At 69.5% G+C, this 19,437-nt stretch carries 18 protein-coding genes, 1 tRNA gene and 2 pseudogenes; 9 read left to right on the top strand and 12 right to left on the bottom strand.

Features of this window, described 5'->3' with window-relative positions:
- The 4 genes and pseudogenes from FMEAI12_RS27795 to FMEAI12_RS27810 form a co-directional block, all read right to left on the bottom strand.
- Positions 1 to 610: ABC transporter permease (locus FMEAI12_RS27795; protein WP_368672116.1), on the bottom strand; the 610-nt coding region annotated here is incomplete at its 3' end.
- Positions 611 to 714: 104 nt separating this feature from the next.
- Positions 715 to 1,411, bottom strand: a pseudogene (locus tag FMEAI12_RS40245) (ABC transporter ATP-binding protein).
- Between the two features lie 5 nt (positions 1,412 to 1,416).
- Positions 1,417 to 2,622: a peptidoglycan-binding protein gene (locus FMEAI12_RS27805; protein ID WP_235014664.1), complete on the bottom strand. Its 1,206-nt coding sequence runs from the start codon at positions 2,620 to 2,622 to the stop codon at positions 1,417 to 1,419.
- 2 nt (positions 2,623 to 2,624) lie between these two features.
- Positions 2,625 to 3,128, bottom strand: coding sequence for a hypothetical protein (locus FMEAI12_RS27810; RefSeq protein WP_071059620.1), 504 nt, complete (start codon positions 3,126 to 3,128; stop codon positions 2,625 to 2,627).
- 171 nt (positions 3,129 to 3,299) lie between these two features.
- On the opposite strand from FMEAI12_RS27810, the gene FMEAI12_RS27815 reads away from it, so the two are divergent.
- Together FMEAI12_RS27815 and FMEAI12_RS27820 are read left to right on the top strand one after the other, a co-directional pair.
- Positions 3,300 to 3,959, top strand: a complete 660-nt coding sequence (locus tag FMEAI12_RS27815; protein ID WP_112108406.1) for a response regulator transcription factor — start codon at positions 3,300 to 3,302, stop codon at positions 3,957 to 3,959.
- Entirely contained in the window at positions 3,956 to 5,167 is a 1,212-nt protein-coding gene (locus FMEAI12_RS27820) for a cell wall metabolism sensor histidine kinase WalK (protein WP_112108407.1), read from the top strand. Before FMEAI12_RS27815 ends, FMEAI12_RS27820 begins: the two co-directional genes overlap by 4 nt.
- A gap of 279 nt (positions 5,168 to 5,446) precedes the next feature.
- Here the strand turns inward: FMEAI12_RS27820 and FMEAI12_RS27825 are convergent.
- From FMEAI12_RS27825 to FMEAI12_RS27835, 4 genes are all read right to left on the bottom strand, one after another.
- Positions 5,447 to 5,519 (bottom strand) — tRNA-Ala (locus tag FMEAI12_RS27825).
- Between the two features lie 1,584 nt (positions 5,520 to 7,103).
- Complete coding sequence (locus FMEAI12_RS36340; RefSeq protein ID WP_131802373.1) at positions 7,104 to 7,325, bottom strand: hypothetical protein; 222 nt, start codon at positions 7,323 to 7,325, stop codon at positions 7,104 to 7,106.
- Positions 7,326 to 7,607: 282 nt separating this feature from the next.
- The gene (locus FMEAI12_RS27830; protein WP_112108408.1) at positions 7,608 to 8,672 is read right to left on the bottom strand and encodes a ParA family protein; all 1,065 of its coding nucleotides are present in this window, start codon (positions 8,670 to 8,672) and stop codon (positions 7,608 to 7,610) included.
- Positions 8,673 to 8,886: 214 nt separating this feature from the next.
- Positions 8,887 to 9,594 carry a maleylpyruvate isomerase family mycothiol-dependent enzyme gene (locus FMEAI12_RS27835; RefSeq protein ID WP_071065068.1) on the bottom strand — a complete coding sequence of 236 codons (708 nt, stop codon included), beginning with the start codon at positions 9,592 to 9,594 and terminating at the stop codon, positions 8,887 to 8,889.
- Between the two features lie 550 nt (positions 9,595 to 10,144).
- Between FMEAI12_RS27835 and FMEAI12_RS27840 the strand changes: the two genes are divergently transcribed.
- The 4 genes from FMEAI12_RS27840 to FMEAI12_RS27855 all read left to right on the top strand — a co-directional run bounded on the left by FMEAI12_RS27840 (position 10,145) and on the right by FMEAI12_RS27855 (position 13,783).
- Positions 10,145 to 11,344: an ABC transporter ATP-binding protein gene (locus FMEAI12_RS27840; protein ID WP_112108417.1), complete on the top strand. Its 1,200-nt coding sequence runs from the start codon at positions 10,145 to 10,147 to the stop codon at positions 11,342 to 11,344.
- Positions 11,341 to 12,594 (top strand): spermidine/putrescine ABC transporter substrate-binding protein, encoded by a 1,254-nt coding sequence (locus FMEAI12_RS27845; RefSeq protein ID WP_112108409.1) that lies wholly within the window; start codon positions 11,341 to 11,343, stop codon positions 12,592 to 12,594. The genes FMEAI12_RS27840 and FMEAI12_RS27845 overlap by 4 nt, the downstream gene beginning before the upstream one ends.
- 134 nt (positions 12,595 to 12,728) lie before the next feature.
- Positions 12,729 to 13,574, top strand: a complete 846-nt coding sequence (locus tag FMEAI12_RS27850; RefSeq protein WP_235014657.1) for an ABC transporter permease — start codon at positions 12,729 to 12,731, stop codon at positions 13,572 to 13,574.
- Entirely contained in the window at positions 13,571 to 13,783 is a 213-nt protein-coding gene (locus FMEAI12_RS27855) for a hypothetical protein (protein ID WP_235014659.1), read from the top strand. The genes FMEAI12_RS27850 and FMEAI12_RS27855 overlap by 4 nt, the downstream gene beginning before the upstream one ends.
- Before the next feature lie 70 nt (positions 13,784 to 13,853).
- Here FMEAI12_RS27855 and FMEAI12_RS27860 read toward each other — a convergent pair whose 3' ends face one another.
- Together FMEAI12_RS27860 and FMEAI12_RS27865 are read right to left on the bottom strand one after the other, a co-directional pair.
- Positions 13,854 to 13,982, bottom strand: coding sequence for a DLW-39 family protein (locus tag FMEAI12_RS27860; RefSeq protein WP_018504118.1), 129 nt, complete (start codon positions 13,980 to 13,982; stop codon positions 13,854 to 13,856).
- Between the two features lie 206 nt (positions 13,983 to 14,188).
- Positions 14,189 to 14,731 (bottom strand): YbhB/YbcL family Raf kinase inhibitor-like protein, encoded by a 543-nt coding sequence (locus FMEAI12_RS27865; protein WP_012157465.1) that lies wholly within the window; start codon positions 14,729 to 14,731, stop codon positions 14,189 to 14,191.
- A 114-nt stretch (positions 14,732 to 14,845) separates the two neighbouring features.
- On the opposite strand from FMEAI12_RS27865, the gene FMEAI12_RS27870 reads away from it, so the two are divergent.
- Positions 14,846 to 15,184, top strand: coding sequence for a P-II family nitrogen regulator (locus tag FMEAI12_RS27870; RefSeq protein ID WP_071065031.1), 339 nt, complete (start codon positions 14,846 to 14,848; stop codon positions 15,182 to 15,184).
- A gap of 344 nt (positions 15,185 to 15,528) precedes the next feature.
- Here the strand turns inward: FMEAI12_RS27870 and FMEAI12_RS27875 are convergent, their stop codons facing one another.
- Positions 15,529 to 16,593, bottom strand: coding sequence for a DedA family protein (locus FMEAI12_RS27875; RefSeq protein WP_112108411.1), 1,065 nt, complete (start codon positions 16,591 to 16,593; stop codon positions 15,529 to 15,531).
- A 224-nt stretch (positions 16,594 to 16,817) separates the two neighbouring features.
- Here FMEAI12_RS27875 and FMEAI12_RS27880 point away from each other — a divergent pair, with 224 nt between their 5' ends.
- Positions 16,818 to 18,095 carry a lipase family protein gene (locus FMEAI12_RS27880; RefSeq protein ID WP_165938628.1) on the top strand — a complete coding sequence of 426 codons (1,278 nt, stop codon included), beginning with the start codon at positions 16,818 to 16,820 and terminating at the stop codon, positions 18,093 to 18,095.
- A gap of 336 nt (positions 18,096 to 18,431) precedes the next feature.
- Here the strand turns inward: FMEAI12_RS27880 and FMEAI12_RS40250 are convergent.
- Positions 18,432 to 18,596, bottom strand: a pseudogene (locus FMEAI12_RS40250) (type II toxin-antitoxin system Phd/YefM family antitoxin); the annotation flags it as partial.
- A 261-nt stretch (positions 18,597 to 18,857) separates the two neighbouring features.
- Between FMEAI12_RS40250 and FMEAI12_RS27890 the strand changes: the two are divergent.
- Positions 18,858 to 19,433: an ATP-dependent Clp protease proteolytic subunit gene (locus FMEAI12_RS27890; protein ID WP_071065067.1), complete on the top strand. Its 576-nt coding sequence runs from the start codon at positions 18,858 to 18,860 to the stop codon at positions 19,431 to 19,433.
- The last annotated feature ends 4 nt before the right edge of the window (positions 19,434 to 19,437 follow it).

Consider the following 19,437-nt stretch of genomic DNA (forward strand, 5'->3'; position numbering starts at 1 on the left):
GTGCGAGGGCGACGTGGGCGAGGATGCCGACGACGGTGAACCACCGGCCACCGAGGTAGATCTGCTGGTCCGGTCCGGTCGAGTCGATGCCCAGGTGAGCCGCCGCTGTCGATCCAAGGACCACGGCGGGATAGTGCTGGGTCGCCTCGTTGAGGTAGGTACCGGCGACGATGTTGGCTCCGACGGTGTCGGGAAGGTCCAGTCTGGTTGCCAGCACGGCGATGCTGCCGGATTCCGCGGCCGGGATGTGATCGTTGCGGTAGATCCTGGCTTCCGGCACCAGGCCGGTGGCGCTGACCGACTTGACATCGCCGATCGCGCCGATCATTGCGACGGCCTCGGTCGGCAGGTGTGCCTGGTCGCCGAAGAGGTTCTGGCCGGGCCTGACGGTGAGCAGGTTGGTGCCGAGTGCGGCGATCTGGCGGTGGAAGTCCTCCCGGCTGGAGGAGGAGATGCCGACAACCGAGATCATGGCCGCGATGCCGATCGCGATACCCAGAGCGGACAGCGCGACACGCGTCGGTCGCGAGCGCAGACCGCCGGCGCCGACTCGGATCAGATCCCGCGCCGCGAGCCGGACCGGGCGAAGCACCCTGTTTACATCCGGCACCGGTCCGACGCACGCCGCAGGTCCGGGCCTGCTCGTCGGCGAGTTGCCGTCCCGGGCAGCTGCGTCACTCGTTGCAGAGGCATCGGTCGTTGATCGGGCGGTGATCATACGCGGGCTCCCTGAGGTGTCCGGACGTCTCCGCTGTCGCCGACCTTGCGGCCGTCCCGCATCTCGATGCGTCGCGGCAGGGCTGCGGCGATGTCGCGGTCATGCGTGATGATCACGACAGTGGTTCCGGCGGAGTGGAGCTGTCGTAGCAGGACCATCACCTCGCCCCCGGACGATGAGTCGAGGTTGCCGGTGGGTTCGTCGGCGAGCAGAAGCATTGGCTCGCCGATCACGGCGCGGGCGATCGCGACGCGTTGGCGTTCGCCGCCGGACATCTGGTGCGGCCGGTGGTGGACTCGTTGACCGAGACCGACCCGGTCAAGGGCGGCGCGCGCGTTCGAGCCGTTCCGCACGGCGCACGCCGGTGTACAGCAACCCGTCGGCCACGTTGTCCAATGCCGGTACGCCAGGGGCGAGATGGAACTGCTGGAAGACGAACCCGATGCGTTGCGCGCGTAGTGCCGAGAGCTGGTCGTCACTCAGCGTATGGACCGGCTGGCCATCGACGGTAAGGGTGCCCGTCGTCGGCCTGTCGAGGGTGCCGAGCAGGTGGAGCATCGTCGACTTGCCCGATCCGGACGGCCCGACGATCCCGACGAGCTCGCCATAGTTGATCCGCAGGCTGACTTCGGCCAGCGCGCTGACCGGGCCAAAACGCCTGGACACCTGGTCGAGGACGACGATGGGAACCACGGCGCTCACTGGGCGACTCGCACGGCGACGCCCTCGGTGATGCCCGCCCCACTGATCTCGACCTTGCCGTCAGCGAACAATCCGGCCTTGACCGGCAGAAGCACCGGCCGCCTGTCCTGGACGGTCTGTACCGCGTACCCACCGTCCGGGTTCGCTAGGAGCGCGGTGATCGGCACCATCAACACGTTCGTCCGCTGCTCCGTGACGATCCTCAGTGTCACCGGCGATGAGTCGAAGCCGCCGGCGAGCGCGGACGGATCGTCGAACGACACGATCACGGTGACGAAGGTCTTGTTCTGCTCCTCGATGGTCTGCGCGACAGTGCCGACGCTGCTGACCGTGCCGTCGAGACGTTGACCGGTCGGAATGGTGATGGTCGCCGGGTCGCCGGTGTGGACGAGATGTTGCAGCGACACGTCCAGCGGGATCGATGCCACCTGCGTGGTGCCGCTGTAGGTGAGGACCTGCTGGTTGGGTTGCAGGCCCAGATGGCTGCCGACCGGGATGGCCTGGAGGGCGACCCGGATGTCGCCGTCGTGGACGAAGATCTGGTCGGGTGGGACGGTGCCTGTGACGGGTAGCCCGCTCTTGGCCTGCCACGCCTGCACGGCCGGGGCGGTGGCGGCGTCGAGGGTGTCATCGACGGTGAAACCCGTGTAGCCCAGCTCCTGGAGGCTGGCCTCCAGCTCCTTCACGTCGGGACCCACTGTGCCTGTGGCGAGTGTCCGGTACGGCGTCGCGGTGCCGTGCAGGAGGATGACCGGCCTGCCGTCGACCGCGTACACGGGTTGGCCGATCTTCACCGTCGTGCCCGGCGCGGCGATCCAGGTGACGACTCCGGACTGCTGCTGGGCGACGAGCCCTACCGGCTCGCCGTAGGAGATCAGGCCGCCGACCTGCTGGGTCTGGGTGAGGGTGCCGCGTTGGACCGTCACGGTCGCCGCGGGAACCAGACCGGTCGGCGGCGATGACGAGCCGCCACCGAATCCCACCGCGGCGGCGACGATCAGGACGGCGACTCCCGCCCCCGCGAGGACGAACAGGTACCGGCGTGGAAGGCGCCGTAGCGGGCTCGCCAGCAGGGCGACCGTCGCCCGTGCCCAGGCCCCGCTCGGCACACGCCGGTCGCCTGCCTCATGCTCGGCTGCCGTCGGTGGGGCGGTCGCGAAAGTCCCATCGGTCCTGGTCTCGTCCGTTCCGGTTCCGGCCATGGTCACGCGCCCGCCTTGTCCAGGATGGTCTGGCACTGCTGGGCCGCCTGTTGGAACGCCGGATCGTTGCGGTCGACGTCCGCGCCGGCGAAAAGGCCGCCGGCCGAGCCGGGCTGGGGGTCGGGGAAGCTCGGCAGGCCGTTGTCGCGCATGCACTGCGCGAAGGCCACATAGACGTCGAGATCCGCGTCGCTCGGTTCTCCCCGACTGCCGACGGGCAGCAGATCCTGGCAGGCGGCCAGGGCCTGCTTCACGGCCGGATCGTCCGGATCAACACCCTCCCCGAACTGCGGAACTCCCGTGGACGGGTCCGGGTCAGCCATGTCGATTTCGTGGTCGCGCATGCACTGCGCGTACGTCTGTACCGTCGGTGTCCCCGTGCTACCGCCACCGGACGCCGTCCCGCCCGGGGCCGTGCCGCCGCCGGAGCCGCAACCGGCCAACGCCATGACCACCAGACTCAGGCCGGCGGCCACCACTGCCAACGGACGTGCGGTCCTGATCATCCGTGCCCTCCGTCGTGAACTGGGCTAGCGAGTACGGCATCCAGTGGACTGCGTCGCGGATAACCGGGCCGTAACGTCGGCGGCCGCTGGTTATCCGCCGGTTATGCCGGCGGCGCCACTCTGGACGGGCACCGCATCGCCGATGCATGCGAGGAGAGGGGTGGAGAGCGGATGGTTCGGGTGATGGTCGTGGAGGACGAACCAGAGCTCGCCGGTGCGCTCTGCGAGGCGTTGACACGCGAGTCGTTCGCGGTCGACGTGGCCTACGACGGGGGCGAGGCGCTGGAGAAATACGCCGCTCACGACTACGACGTCGTCGTCCTGGACCGGGATCTGCCCGTCGTGCATGGCGATGATGTCTGCCGCGCGATCGTGGCGGCCCAGCGATCGACGCGGGTGCTGATGCTCACGGCCGCCTCGGCGATCCGCGCCCGGGTCGAGGGGCTCGCGATCGGCGCCGACGACTACCTCGTGAAGCCGTTCGCGCTGGCAGAGCTGTCCGCCAGAGTGCACGCTCTCGCCCGCCGCACCGCGCCGGCCGCCGCTCCAGTTCTCAAACGCGCCGGCCTGCGAGTGGATCAAGCCAGCCGGACCGTCACCCGAGACGGCCGCTCCGTCACTCTGACGAACAAGGAGTACGCGGTCCTGGTCGAACTGCTCCGCGCCAGCGGCGGCATCCTGTCCGCCGAGCAGCTACTGGAGAAGGTCTGGGACGAGAACATCGATCCCTTCACCAACACTGTCCGCATGACGGTGATGAAACTGCGCCGCAAGCTCGGCACACCTCAACTGATCGAAACGCTGCCGGCGGCCGGATACCGCATCCGATGAGCCGCCTGAGCCTGCGCGCCCGTCTCACCGTCCTCTACGGCGCGCTGTCGATTCTCGCCGGAGCGGTCATCCTCACGCTGCTCTACCTGGTCGTCCAAGCCCGCCTCGACGCAGAGCTCACCGGAGACGCCGAGTCCCGCATCGCCGCTCTTCAACAGCGGGCCGGTCAGACAGGCGAAGCGACGATCACCACACCCAACGGGAGCCGGATCAGCCTCGACGACCTCACCGAGCAGATCAGGGGCAACGAGGAAAAGATCAGGAACGCCGCCCTCGACACACTGCTCGTTCGGGGCAGCGGCATCGTCCTTGCCATAGGCCTCGCCACCGCGGGCACCGGCTGGATCATCGCCGGCCGGGGCCTGCGACCGCTCCACGCCATCACCGCCACCGCCGAGCAGATCGCACGGTCCACCGGCCCACACCGCGACCTCAGCCGGCGGATCGCGCTGACCGGACACAGCGACGACACCCAACGGCTAGCCGATGCCTTCGACGCCATGCTCGAAACCCTCGACCGCGCCTTCGATAGCCAGCGCCGCTTCGTCGCGAGCGCCTCCCACGAACTTCGCACCCCGCTCGCCCTGGAGCGCGCCGTGATCGAGCTCGAAGCGACCAAACCGGCCGCTCACCCCGACACTGTGCACTTCGCCGACCGCCTGCTGGCCATCAACACCAGGAACACCGACCTCGTCGACCGGCTCCTGACCCTCGCCGACGGAGGTAACGAACTCACCGAACCGGTCCCCGTCGATCTCGCCGACGTCGCGGCCGACGTTCTCGCCCAGACCAGCACGGACACCCCGACCAGCGCCCGGATCACCGCCGACCTGGTTACCGCTCCAGTGCTCGGCGACCCCATCCTGCTCCACCAACTCGTCCGCAACCTGGTCGAGAACGCGGTCAACCACAACGTGCCGGGTGGCTGGATCAAGATCACCACCGGTATCGACACCGGCCAGACGTACCTGGCCATCGCGAACAGCGGCTTGCTAATGCTCCCCCGTGAGGTGAACGGACTCTTCGAACCCTTCCGGCGCGGCCGGTCCGACCGAACACGTGACACGGGCCGCCGCGGGTTCGGCCTCGGCCTCACGATCGTCAAGGCCATCTCCGACAGCCATCACGCGCAGATCACCGCGCTCCCCCGGCAGGACGGCGGAATGGACCTCCGCATCACATTCCCTGCTGGGCTATCACGCCGGTGACAGTCCAACCGAGACAGCGCTACGGCCACGCTCTCCCCTAGCGCCTGCACGCCGCCGACGGCGCCATAGACGACTTCCTGAGCGGTATGGCCATGGACAAGCCGGACGGAGACCGACACTGACCCGGCTTGGCTACACAGTTGGCTACATAACCATCAACGCCTACCCCGCCAGGTCGGGCGCAGCCCGACACCCGGGGGTCCGGGGGTCGCCCCCGGGCAGACATCGCGGCTGGTGGCGAAGCTGACCGAAGGTCAGCGAGCAACCGAATCCAGCTCGTGGAGACGAGGGGACTTGAACCCCTAACCCCTGCCTTGCAAAGGCAGTGCTCTGCCAGTTGAGCTACGCCCCCGTGAGGTCGGCCGCCCAGGCGTCGCCGCCCCGAGTGACCGATGCCCCTCAAGAGTACGGCATGACTACCAGCTCGGGGATGGTCCGGCCGGCCCTTGGCCGCTGATGCCTGACCGTCCAGCGGCCACCGCCGGCGCCACGCCGCCACGGGGCGCTCGCTGTTGTCCACCGGCGGGTCGCCGGCTGCCGTCACCCTGCCCCGCGGACGCGTGGGCGGCGTCGTTCTGCAGTAGTCACACCACGTTCATGGTCACGGGCCGTTCACATGGGTCTTCGTTGTGGGCAGTCGAGGTTTCCCGCCGCGACGCTGCCCACCCACGGTGTGTGTCGCACCAGAGTGCCTCGAATCGGCCGTAGCTCGTGACAAACATGCGGCAATGCGTCATGCTCTCCACAACAAGCGTTGTGAACACATATGGCGGGTCTCGTCGACTTGCCCAGTTGGAGCGTTGTTCCTCTGGTTGGGGCTGCGTCCGGTTAGGGCTGTTCTGCCGGCAACGATGCCCGCCTGAGGGCATCGTTGGCGCGACCCGACAGCGGCGAGAAGCGCGCGCTGTGGATAGCTGTGGAAGGTTTCCCGCCGCTGCCGATGGATTTCCCGGGCAACGTGCACCGCCTGCGGAATCCGTTGACGCATTCCCCGTCGCAGTACTACCGCGACCCACCGTGACCGATCGCCAGTCGCAAGGACGAGCAGGCTGCTGCAGGACACCTGGCCGGCTTCGGAATCCGCCGCCTTGTCCAAGGCCGTCGGGGACGCGGCATCAAGGCCTCCGGTCGCCGCACGATGCCCCCATACGGGCAATGTCAGGGTTTTCTCGGACCAAGGCTGTGGACAACCCGCGAGTGGGGCCTACTCGGTCCTACCCGGTCCGGCTGAGGTCGATCGCCCCTCCGGTCCGTCGCCCATCCGTAGCCCATGGCCAGCTGCTGGCCGGCGGGCGGCGGCGTCCGGCGAACGGCGAACGGCGAACGGCAGCGAGCGCCGTCCGGCTGACGCCGGCGGCAGCCGGTCGACGAACGGGCAGGCGGCGCCAGCGGGTGGCGCGCATGACTCTCCACCTGGGAGGGCCTCGGGAGCAGTACCGCCGGGCCTCGAGCCGAGCTCGCCGTTGGAGTGCGACAGCTTTTGATGCGAAGCAAACGTCGTACACTCGCGCCCCGCGCGATCACGGCGGTAAATAGCTGACGCAACTCGTCGCGGGTCATGGATGTCGGTTGACACCAAGCAAAATCCGTTGACGTCGACGACACACGCCCCCGAGGGGAACAGGGCGTACCGATCACCGGAACCCTCGCCGGAGTCCGACGTATTTTGTCGCTAAGCAAACGTCGTACACTCACTCCCCGCACGGGCAGCGTCCGAATCCTCCAGCGCACTGCACCTGAGGTCATAGATTCCGGTTGACGGCAAGCAAAATCATTGAGTTTCGCCGACAGAACCCTTGCGGGGCTTGCGCTAGCCGATCCTTCGGACACCCTACCTGGAGACCGTCAACGTTTGACGAAAAGCAAAATAATTAGACAGAACCCAGGCGTGGAATTAGTTCGCGAGCACCTCGAACACCAGCCATGGGTATCGACATCATTTGACAACTCGCAAAATGAACTGCCATGACCATCCACGGGGTTCGTCGATAGATCGACCGGCAACCACCGACGGTTTCTGGAAACGTTTGACGATCAGCAAAATAAAATGACCTTCTCCCGCCAGGGAAATCGATACAGAAGGATGCGGCACGCACCCACGGTCATCGGTTAATTTTGACGATGAGCAAAGATCGGTAACCATCACCCTGGCGGGCATCAGTCACCTGATCATCGCCACGATCCGGGCGGTCATCGTCAACGTTTTACGCCAAGCAAGCTTCGCGAACTGTCACCGTGACGGGACCTCCGGAGCCTGCCGCGCGAGCGAGTGTCGGCCACGACGTTGGTTCCGTGGGCGTCCCGACGGCGGTGCCGGGCACGACGAGCCCGACGGCGGCGGGAGGACGGCGCTCGGGGCGGACTCGAGGCAGGCCTGGGGCAGGATCGAGGTGAGCCCAGGGCAGGATCGGGGCAGGTTCGAGGCCGGCTCGAGGCGGGCTCAGCCTCGGCGCAGCGTCGGGTCGATGAAGACGAGCCTGTCCCGGACCTTTGTCGCCAGCTCCCGGAAGTCGGAGAAGCAGCGCCGCACGGCGCTCTGCGTTCCCCCGACGGCGCCGTCCCCGGCCCGGAGCTCGAACATCGGCTTGCGGGCGTCCTGGGCGAGGGGCATCAGCGCCGCGTAGTTCTTCATGGTCGCGATCTCGAAGGAGCGGTCGCCGTCCGCCGGGGCGGCGGCGGAGCCGAGGACAGAAGTGGTGAACACGCCCGGGATGCGGTCGAGCCACCGCCCGTGACCCTTCGACGGCCGGTCCGCGCGGGCCGGCGGCTCGACCAGGATGTAGCCGATCGGCATCATCAGGCCGCGCGGTGCCGGGATCCGCTCGGGGATCCTCGGCAGGATCGTGCCCTGCCAGGTCACCCGCCAGTCACGCAGGGTCGGTCCGATGTTGCGCAGGCCGCGCAGGGAGAAGAGGTCGGCCGCCAGGGGCATGAGGATCGTGTCGGCCGAGAGCAGCGCCGCGCGGTTGATGGCGCCGAGGTTCGGCCCCACATCGATGATCACGATGTCCGCGCCGGTCTCCCTGGCTCCGTGGTCGATGGCGCGGTGCAGCGCGGTGGTGGTGCGCAGCGCGGCGACGTCCCGGCCCAGGAAGCTGTTGGGCCACGCCGCCGAGAGCCGGTCCTCGAAGCTGGCGAGGTTGACGTCCCCGGGCAGTAGCCACAGGCCGTCCTCGACGGTCACCGGCTCGCTCAGCCGGACGTCCCCGACACCTTCCATGATCGGTTCGATGGCCGTGGCCAGGGTGCCGTTGCCGGGCCTGATCCGGCTGCGGCGCGGGTCGAGCACGGCGGGCCGGGGCGCGGACGACCCGAGGCCCTCGTCCTCTTTCCAGAGGCTGGCGAGCTCGTCCTCGTCCAGGAACTGCGCGGTCAGGTTCGCCTGGGGATCGAGGTCCACGGCGAGCACCCGGTGTCCCATCCGCTGGAACATGTGTGCCAGGTGGTAGACGAGCGTCGTCTTGCCCACCCCGCCCTTGTTGTTGAACAGCGCCATCGAGATCACGCGCGGATACCCGCCCGGCCGCGCACCCGCCCGCGCCGCAAGGCACCGCCGCGGTGGCGTGGCCCGGTCGGACCGACACGGTCACGGCGATCCGGGCAGCCGGCTGCAACGCTCACGAACCGTTCCGTCTGCTCCACACCCGGACATTCTGGATCACGCTGATATCGCCGCGCCGGGCAGGCCGGTGCGATCCGGGTGGGACCAGAGGATGGGATCAGGTCCAGGGGCCCAGCGGCGGCCAGGCCGGATCGCCGGCGTCCCGGCCGGTCAGCCAGCGCAACGCCGGCAGCGTCGGGACATCCACCCGGACGACTTGCGGGCCCCGCCCCACGGCGCGCGACGGCCGGTCCCCGGGGGTCAGCAGGACGGTGACCTCGGCGGGCAGCCGTTCGGGCAGCAGCCGCGTGCTCCACGCCCACTCCGCCTCGACGTAGGCGGGGCTGAGGTCGTCCCACTCCGGGCCGCCGCGATCGGTCAGCGCGAGGTCGACGAGGTGGATCTCGGCCTCACGCCACCGCAGGAACACCAGGTCCGCCACACTCGTCGCGCCGCGCGCCGCGGTCAGCCCCAGGCCCCCGCGCCAGACATCGACGTGGGTGCCGTCCCAGGCTCGTTCGAGCCGGGCCACCGCGCCGGCGAGGTCGGCGAGCAGCAGGTCGGCCGGCTGGTAGGCGCCCGCCTCGATTCCGCCGTCGCGCTGCGTCAGGCCGCCCGGGTACTGCGCCACGACCCGTCCTTCGGCGGCCGCCCCGAACATCCCGGTGTGGCTGTCGGCGTTCCTCGCCAGGTGGGTGACGAGGTGGCCGACGGTCCAGCCGGGCAGCAGGGACGGGCGGCGGGCGGTCGTGTCGTCGACGCGGGCGACGGCTTCGAGCAGCCTGGCGTGCGACCGCGCGCAACCCAGCAGGATGTCGAGCGGCACGGCGGACGGTGTGTACTCCGGTCCCGGCAGCGGGCTCGGCGCCGCCAACCGCCGCGACGACGGCGATGGCGATGGCGATGGCGGCGACGAGACCGGCGAGAGCGACGGTGAGCCCGAACGAGGCCCGGCGTGGGCATCCATATATCCAGAGTGCTCCTCCGCGCACCGCCGGCGCCACTTCGCCGCGCGCCGGCGGGTAACCGGTCTGCCGCGCGGCGCCACAACATTGCCGCCGCATAGCGGCACGGATCGGCGCGTCCGCCGGCAAACATGCTCAGCACGACGCGAATCAACAACGGAGAGCGCTGATGGATACCGATTCCGCAGGGTCATCCAGCCTTTACAAGGGGATCCCTTGTCGCACGTCAATCGGGCTGTCACGCTGACCCGGCGCCGACAATGCCGTCGAGCCTGTCCACACCGATGAGCTCACGGAGAAGTCGTGAACAGTGGCGAGGCCAACGCGGTGGTGATCCCGGCCGCCGACGACCACGATGCGCCCGCGCCCGCGTCCCCGCCCGCCGTATCCGCCGCACCCTCGACACCCGCCATCGAGCTCGTCGGTGTCGCGAAGGAATACAGCTCGCGCGCCGGCCTGGTGGGCGCGGTCTCGCGGGTGGATCTCAGCATCGAGCAGGGCGAGTTCTTCTCGCTGCTCGGCCCATCCGGCTGCGGCAAGACCACCACCCTGAGGATGATCGCCGGATTCGAGGAACCGACCCGCGGGCGCATCCTGCTCCACGGCCGCGACGTCACCGCCGTCCCGCCCAATCGGCGCGATGTGAACCTCGTCTTCCAGAGCTACGCGCTCTTCCCACACCTGGATGTCGCCTCGAATGTAGCCTTCGGGCTGCGGCGCCGCGGGGTCCGCGGCCAGGAGCTGCGCAGGCGGGTCGGCGAGATGCTCGAGCTCGTCGAGCTGTCCGGGCTCGCCGACCGGCGGCCCCGGGCGCTCTCCGGCGGCCAGCAGCAACGGGTCGCGCTCGCCAGGGCGCTGGTGAACCGGCCGCGGGCCCTGCTGCTGGACGAACCGCTCGGAGCCCTCGACCTGAAACTGCGCCAGACGATGCAGATCGAGCTCAAGCGAATACAGCGCGAGGTCGGCATCACGTTCGTGTACGTGACACACGACCAGAGCGAGGCACTCACGATGTCGGACCGGATAGCGGTGATGAACAGGGGCCGCGTCAAGCAGCTCGCTGCCCCCCGGGAGATCTACGAAAGGCCTGGCACCCGGTTCGTAGCCGGATTCATCGGCACGTCGAACCTGCTGCGCCGATCGGTGCGGTCCGTCGATCCGGCCGGCGTGGACGGAACTCCGGTGGCGGTTCTCGACTCCGCCGCCGAAGAACGCCTGGTGGTTCCGCTCCGGCCGGAGCTCGGCCGGCCAGCAACCGGATCCGAGTTGGAGATGACCGTCCGGCCGGAGAAAATCACCCTGGGTTTGACACGCCCCGACGGAACGTGCTGTGCGCTGCACGGGCGGGTCACCGAGGTCGTCTATCTGGGCACATACACGACATACACGGTGTTGACGCACGGTGGATCCAAGATCACGGTTTTCTGGCAGAACAGCGCCGACGCGACGAACATCGCAGACCGGGGCGACGAGGTGTGGCTGTCGTGGCTGCCGACGCATTCCTTCGCCCTCGCACCGAGCGCCCACACAAAGAGCACCCCGCCGAGCGCCCTTGCACCGAGCGGCTCCCTGCGGGAAGGCCAGAACCACACGGAGGGACTCGAATCGTGACCAGCAATGACCGGCAGGGAATTCCCGCGGCACCGGGGGCGTCGCACGGGGCGGTTCCCGACCCGGCGCTGCTGCGCGGCCTGACCAGACGTCGTTTCGACCGACGGGACCTCCTGCGCCTCACCGGGGCGGCCGGTAGCGCCGCGCTCCTGGCCGCCTGTGGGGTCAAGGGCGAGGCCGGTGATTCGGCGCAGGCCGCCGACGTCGCCGGCTACTGGGCGGGCAAGGCGAAGGCGGGAACGCTCGACTTCGCGAACTGGCCGCTCTACATGGATGTCGGTAGCTCCGACGCGGAGCATCCCTCGCTCGACCTGTTCACCCAGGAGACGGGCATCAAGGTCACCTACCGCGAAGTGGTCCAGGAGAACGAGTCCTTCTTTGCCCAGATCCGGCCCGGTCTCGCCGAGAACCAGCCCGTCGGGTACGACCTGATGGTCCTGACCAACGGCATCACCCTCAGCCGGGTCATCCAGCTCGGCTACCTCGCCCCGCTCGACCACAAGAGGCTGCCCACCTTCGCCGCCAACGCCGACCCGAGCGTCAAGGATCCCGCGTACGACCCGGGAAACCAGTTCACCGTGGCCTGGCAGTCCGGTATCACCGGCATCGCCTACGACCCGGAGAAGACCGGCCGGGAGATCACCGGTTTCGCCGACCTCATGGACCCTGCCTTCGCCGGCAAGGTCGGGATGTTCGGTGAGAACCAGGAGCTGCCGAACCTGGCGCTCCTCGGCATCGGCGTCGCCCCGGCCGACTCCGCTCCGGAGGACTGGCGGCGCGCGGCCGACAAACTGATCGAGCAGCGCGACGCCGGAATCGTCCGCAAGTACTACGACCAGAGCTACATCGACTCGCTCGCGGGCGGCGACCTGTGGATCTCGATGGCGTGGTCGGGGGACGTCTACCAGCAACTCGCGGCCGGGACGAAGCTGAAGTTCGTGGTGCCGGAGGAAGGCGGCCTGATCTGGACCGACAGCATGTGCATCCCGAGGACCGCCGCGCACCCGGTGGACGCCCTCACCTACATGGACTTCGTGTACCGGCCCGACGTCGCCGGGATGCTGGCCGAGTACATCAACTACATAACGCCGGTGCCGGCCGCCCGTGACCACGTCTCCCCCGAGCTGGCCGAATCCACGCTGCTGTTCCCGACCCGCGCGGAGTTCGACCGTGTGCACCGCTTCCGGGTGCTGACGACGGAGGAGGAGACCGAGTGGAACAAGATCTTCCAGCCGGTCTACCAGTCCTAGCGGGCAGCCCCCGCGGCGCGCACGGCCGGGCCGGCGCTGACGACCCAGGCAGCACTAACCACCCAGGCGGTGCTGACGACCCAGGCGGCACCCGCGGCACTGGCACGGAGGTGTCGCGGCGCTCGCGGTGGCGGGTGTCGACGCCGTATCTGCTGGTGCTGCCCGGTGGCCTGTGGCTGGTCGCCTTCTTCGTGATCCCGATGCTGGTCATGCTGTCCATCTCGGTGCAGACCGGCAATGTCGTCGACGGGTTCCGCCAGACGTTCAACATCTCGGTCTACTGGGACGCCATCAGCACCTACGACGTGCAGTTCGTGCGCTCGTTCGTCTACGGCGGGCTCGCCACCCTGGCCACGATCCTGCTCGCCTACCCGATGGCGTACTGGATCGCGTTCCACGCCGGCGAGCGGAAGTCGACCTACCTGTTCCTGGTGCTCCTGCCGTTCTTCGTCTCCTTCGTCATCCGGACGGTCTCCTGGCGCTTCCTGCTTACCGACGACGGCATCGTGCTCGGCAACCTGAAGGACGCCGGGCTCCTCCCGGAGAACTTCCACGTCCTGGCTACGTCGTTCGCGGTGGTGGCCGGCCTGACCTACAACTTCTTCCCGTTCATGCTGCTCCCCGTCTACGTCGCCCTGGAGCGGGTCGATCCGCGCCTGCTGGAGGCCGCGGCCGACCTCTACGCGTCCCGAACGCGGGCGCTCGGGAGAGTCGTCCTGCCGCTTTCGCTGCCCGGGGTGTTCGCCGGCTGCCTGCTGACGTTCGTCCCGGCGACGTCGGACTTCGTGAACTCGTTCATCCTCGGCGGCACCGACACCACGATGATCGGGAACATCATCCAGACCACCTACCTCACGAACGCGGACTATCCGCTGGCGTCGGCGCTGTCCTTCATCCTGATGGCGGTGCTGCTGATCGGGATCTTCCTGTACGCGCGCGTTCTCGGCACCCGTGACGTGCTGGAGATGAGCACCCGGTGAGCGTGGGCACGCACCCCACCGCGAGACGGACCGGCCGCGGCGAGAAGGCCCTGCGGGTCTACACGTGGCTCATTCTGGCCTGGTTGACCCTGCCCATCGCGACGATGATCGCCTTCAGCTTCAATGACCGGGTCGGAAAACGGAACAACACCTGGAACGGCTTCACCGTGAAACGGACAGGCAAGCACGACCTGCCAGCCGGCGGCTAGGCGCGGCTGGCAGGTGGGCGCGGCCGGCGACCGGGCACGCCCACTCGCCGGCCGGGCCGGTTGGCTTCGGTCAGCGGTTCCCCGCCGCGGACGTCGCCTCGCGCCACAGGTCGATCTCGTCCTTGTTCCTGCGGCGACGGGCGGCGGTGAGGAGTGCGCCGGCGCTCGCCACGAGGGCGACGACAGTGAACTTGCGCATACCGACTCCCCTTCGTCGACTGCCTTCGCCAGCCACCGTATCTCGGCGGGATGGCCCCCGCCCCGACGATCGTGATCCGGTCACGACCGGATCACACCCCCGGCGCCGGGACGCGGCGCGGTGCCGACCGGCCGGAGCACGGGATCAGCGCCGGCAACCACGCATCAGCGGCCGGTGGCCGTGTATCCGTGGCTGGTGGCCGCGGGTCAGCGCTGGTAGGTCGCCCGCAGCACGGCCCGCGCCAAGGTGTGGAAGGTCAGGTTGAACCCGACGACCGCGGGCGCCACGGTCGCGTCGATCTCCAGCTTCGGGACGTCCACGGCGTGGACGACGAAGACGTACCGGTGCGGCCGGTCTCCCTCGGGGGGCGCCGCGCCGCCGTAGTTCGCCGTGCCCCAGTCGTTACGGACGTGGTACGCCCCGGCCGGCAACCCGGAGAGGTCACCACTTCCGGCGCCCCGCGCCAGCTCCGTCACGCTGGCCGGCACGTCGACGAGCACCCAGTGCCAGAACCCGCTCCCGGTCGGGGCATCCGGGTCGAAGCAGGTGACGGCGAAGCTCTCGGTCTGCGCGGGGAAACCCGTCCAGGACAGGTGCGGCGACAGGTCCGCGCCGCCGGCGCCGCTGAACACCTGGTCCAGGCCAAGCGGGCTGCCGTCGGTCAGGTCGTCACTGCTCAGCGAGAACGACGGCAGCGGGGGCAGCAGGTCGAGCGGATCCGGTGCGGTGTTGCGGTCCAGCAGGGACATCGGTCGATCCTCTCCTACACGTTGGATGACACTGGCGAGACAGAGCCGACATCCGTCGGCTCTGCGCTTCCCCGCGATGAAACATCAGCGCGCCGGTACGTGTGGAGACGGGTCATGAAGCTGGTCACCGCGATCGTGCGGCCCCACCGCGTCGACGACGTGCGGGCGGCCCTGACAACCTATGGTGTGCACGGGATGACCGTCAGCCAGGTAACCGGATTCGGGCTGGAAATGTGGCGCACCCAGACCTACCGCGGCAACGCCTTCCATGACGAGTCAACCAGCAACATCCGACTGGAGCTGGTGGTGGCGGACTCCGACGCGCCCGACGTGGTGAACGTGATCCGGCGAGCGGCGGCGTCGACGTCCAGCGGGGCCGGAAAGATCTGGGTGCTCCCGGTGGAGGGCCTGGCCCGGATCCGGACCGGCGAGCGGGGCACCGACGCGCTGTGAGGTCCTCGGCCAGGAGTCGGACATCCCGCCCCAAGACCGGGCGTAATGTGTGCATTGGGACAATCCGGGAGCTTTTCGGCTTATGTTGTGTCGCCGGGGCGACATCGGACCCATCGAGCGGATACGGTGGACAGGTTCCGGCGGGTGTCTCCCACTGAATCCCCCCGTATCAGTGGGCCGCCCGCCGGAACCCAGAACATCCTCGGGGCCACGGCCAGACCGCTTCGCGGTGGCCGCACCCGCCGCGGGCCACGCGGCGGATCTCCGCCTCACACTTCCAAACTCCCGGTCAGCGTTCCCGGTCGTTCCCGGATGCTCCCGCTCAGCGAGCGGTACCGAGGAACTCAGCGGTGCCGAGGAGCGGAGTGCCGCCCGCCACCGCCGCGGCGCCCGGCCGGGCCACGCTCCTCCTGGATCGGGGCCTCGCCCTCCCGCGGCCGAGCATCCTGGAATCCCTCGGTGTCGTAGCCGTGCCCGCCGTGCCCGGCCGCACCCGCCGTGCCCGCACGGGGCTGGTCGTAACGTCCGTCGTCGTAGCGGCTCTCCGGCTGCCACCCGTCCGCGTTGCGGTACACGTCCACGGGCTGGTACCCGCCCTGATACCCGCCAGCGGGCTGGTAGCCGCCCGCGCTCTCGTGGCCGCCCGCGAACCCCGCGCCCGGGGCCCGGTCGTGCTCCCGGACCGGGCCGTCCACCCAGGCCGGACCATGGCCGGCGGTGGGCCCGGTACCCGCGGCGTTGGTGGCGTCGGGGGACCCGGCGGCGTCTCCTGTCTTCGCCTTCGTCCGGCGGGCGCGCAGGTACTCGATCAGGATCGGGACCACCGAGATCAACACGATGAGGATCAGCATCGCCTCGAGGTTCTGGCGAATAAAATCGATCTTCCCGAGCAGCGAGCCGAGGACGGTGACCCCGCAGCCCCACAGCAGGCCGCCGATCACGTTGTAGACCACGAACGTCCGGTAGTTCATCCGACTCACCCCGGCGATCACCGGGGTGAAGGTACGCACGATCGGCACGAAACGCGCCAGCACGATCGAGCGGCCACCATGCTTCTCGAAGAACTCGTGCGCCTGCTCCACATACTCCTGCCTGAACAGCCGCGAGTCCGGACGCCGGAACAGCGCCGGACCCGCCTTCCGCCCGAACAGGTAGCCCACCTGGTCACCCGCGATCGCGGCCACACCGATCAGGGCACACGCGAGCCACAGCGGCGTGGACACCTCGTCCTGGGAGATCAGTAGACCGAGGGTGAACAACAGCGAGTCACCCGGCAGGAAGAACCCGACCAGCAACCCCGACTCGGCGAAGACGATCAGAAGGACGACCACCAGGCCGGCCTTCGCCAGACTGTCGGCACTGATGAAGTCCGGCCCCAGGGCCAGAGTGTTCGACGCGAACGTGGTCACTGTCGAGGGCCTCCAGGGAACTCAGGCGACGGGGCCGGCGCCCGCCCGTCCAGGATCTCACGCCACGCAGTCGGCACCGATCCCGCCTCGGGGGAGGTCAGCTCACCCGGTGGCCCGCGCCCCGTACCGACTCGAAACTCGCTATAAGGGGCCTGCGCTCACAAGAAACACAGCGGACGCACAGACGACCTCTTCTCCGCCGAAACGGCCCATAACCTCATTACGTGGCAAGATCCCGGCTGTCTCTGCGCGGACTTGCCCTCACGGCCGTCATTCTGACGGGGCTGCTCACCACCTGCGCGGCGGAGCCGACCCCGACGCCGGCTCCGCCGCCGGCCACCACTCCCCGGGCACCCGGCCTCGGCTACCAGCTCGCCGGGTACGGCCTGGAGGACGTCATGACCGGCGGCAGGCGGGGGTCCACCGAACTCACCGATCTGCCACCCGGCGCCCCTGGTGAGCTCGTCTCATCCGCCGAGGTTCCCGCCCCGGACGGCATGCGCGCCTGGCGGATGATCTATCACTCGCGCGGGCCCCTCAACGAGGACCGCCTGGTCACGGGCCTCGTCGTCGCCCCGGCCGGTACCTCCGCCATTCCCGCCGGCGGCCGCCGACTGATCTCCTTCGGCCACGGCACCACCGGGATCAACGACTCGTGCGCGCCGTCACGGGCCGAGCCGCCGCTGTCGGCGGTGGGCGGGGTGCTGCCCCTCGTCCGGGCCGGCAACGTGCTGGCCGTCACCGACTACATCGGCCTGGGTGGGCCCGGCGAGCATCCGATCTACGTCGCCGACACCGAAGGACGGGCGCTCCTCGACGCCGCCCGTGCCGCGCACTCGCTCTCCGACGCCCGAGCAGGGCGTGACGTCGTGCTCTGGGGCTACTCCCAGGGCGGTCAGGCAGCGCTCGCCGCCGGTGGGCTGGCCGCGTCGTACGCGCCCGACCTGCGGGTGCACGGGGCGGCGGCGACGGCACCGTTGGCGGACCTGCCCACCTCGCTGCGCCTGCTCGACCGCACCGTGCCGGACGGCGTCGCCTACGTGCTGCTCGCCGCGCTCGGCCTCGCCGCCGCGGATCCCACCATCGATCTGAACGCCATCCTGACCCAGACCGGGCGGCGGCTGACCGCCGTGGCGCGCAACCAGTGCGCCGTCGGCCTGCTGAAGGCCAGCCAGGGGGAGTCCACGTCGAGCGTGTTCACCGCGGATCCGTTCACCACGGAGCCGTTCGCGGCCGGGTTCGCGCGCCAGTGGCAGCAGACACGGCTCCCCGGGCCGCCCGAACTCGTGCTCCAGGGCGACCTGGACACGGTGATCCACCGGTCCACCACCGACGGCGTCGTCAGCGGGCTGTGCGCCAGCGGCGGTCCGGTCGAATACCACCGGTACGGGCTGGCCGACCACGGCACGATCCTCGGGGTCTCGATGGCCGATCTGACCAGCTGGATCAACGCCCGGTTCGTCGGGACGAAGCCACCAGGAGACATCTGCGCCCGCCCCTGAGCATCACCCCGCCGGCGGGTGGCGGTGCTCCGCGGCGACCCGGTGCTCGGTGCCCCGCTGTTCGGCGGAATGTCGCTCGGCCGGACGGTGCTCGGCCGGACGGTGCTCGGCCGGACGGTGCTCGGCGGCGATCCCGAAGCCGCGGCGGATCGGGCCGACCGGGTCCAGGCGCACCGGCGACAGGCCCACCCGCTCGGGGTGGTCGGCGACATCGTCATCGGTCGTCTCGGTGCCGCTGGTCCCGGTCTCGCCGGTGCCGGCCGCGTGCCCGGGTACCTGCTCCCGGTCGACGTCGCCGCGGTCCGCCGGCCCACGGGGCGCGGTCTCGCCGGAGGTGGCCTCGTCGAGGGCCTCAAGGCGGGACAGGTCCGCGGCCGACACCAGCGCGGCGACCGACTTTCCGTGCCGGGTGAGGCTGACGCGCTCCCCGCTGAAGGCGACCCGGCTGACGAGATCCGACAGCTCCGCGCGCGCCTGGGTGACCGGGATCTGGCGCGTCATGGGTTCTCGATGTACGTTCTGTACAGAACGAACAGTGAGGAGAGACTGTCCATGAAAGCAGTGTGTCATCGGAAGGGCCTTCTCTGCCCATCCACACCCGTGAAGATCGACCCGGTTCTGGGCGTTCCCGGTTCCGGCGGGCTGATCGGCGCCGACATCGGCCCGGTCAGCGGCTCGCTCAACAGCTCGCCCGGCGGGCCGGTCAGTGGCTCGTTCGGCAGGCCGGCAGCGGGCGCGGCCGGCCCCCCGTCCGCGGCGCCGCTGGGCTCGACCCTGGACGAGCAGATCTATCAACGGCTGCTGGACGACCGGATCGTCTTCGTCGGCGCCGCCGTCGACGACGCCCTCGCGAACCGGGTGTGCGCGCAGCTCCTGCTGCTCACCCGGGCCAGCAGGCGCCAGGACATCTCGCTGTACATCAACTCGCCGGGCGGCTCGGTCGACGCGGGAATGGCGATCTACGACACGATGCAGTTCATCGAGAACGACGTCGCGACCTACGCGCTCGGGCTGGCGGCCTCGATAGGCCAGTTCCTGCTCACCGCGGGCACCGCCGGCAAGCGGTTCGCGCTGCCGAACGCGCGGATCATGATGCACCAGCCACACGGCGGCGTCGGTGGCACGGCGTCCGACATCGCCATCCAGGCCGAGCAGGCGCTGCACACCCGCCGCCGGATGCAGGAGCTGATCGCCGAGCACAGCGGTCACTCCGTGGCGGAGATCGCCGCCGACTCGGACCGCGACCGCTGGTTCACCGCGGCGGCGGCGAAGGAGTACGGGCTCGTCGATGCCGTCGTGGAGCACGTCCGGCGCGTGCCCGCCGGCTTCACCCGCTGACCGG

The sequence above is a fragment of the Parafrankia sp. Ea1.12 genome (assembly GCF_900465275.1).
GTDB classification, from domain to species: domain Bacteria; phylum Actinomycetota; class Actinomycetes; order Frankiales; family Frankiaceae; genus Parafrankia; species Parafrankia soli.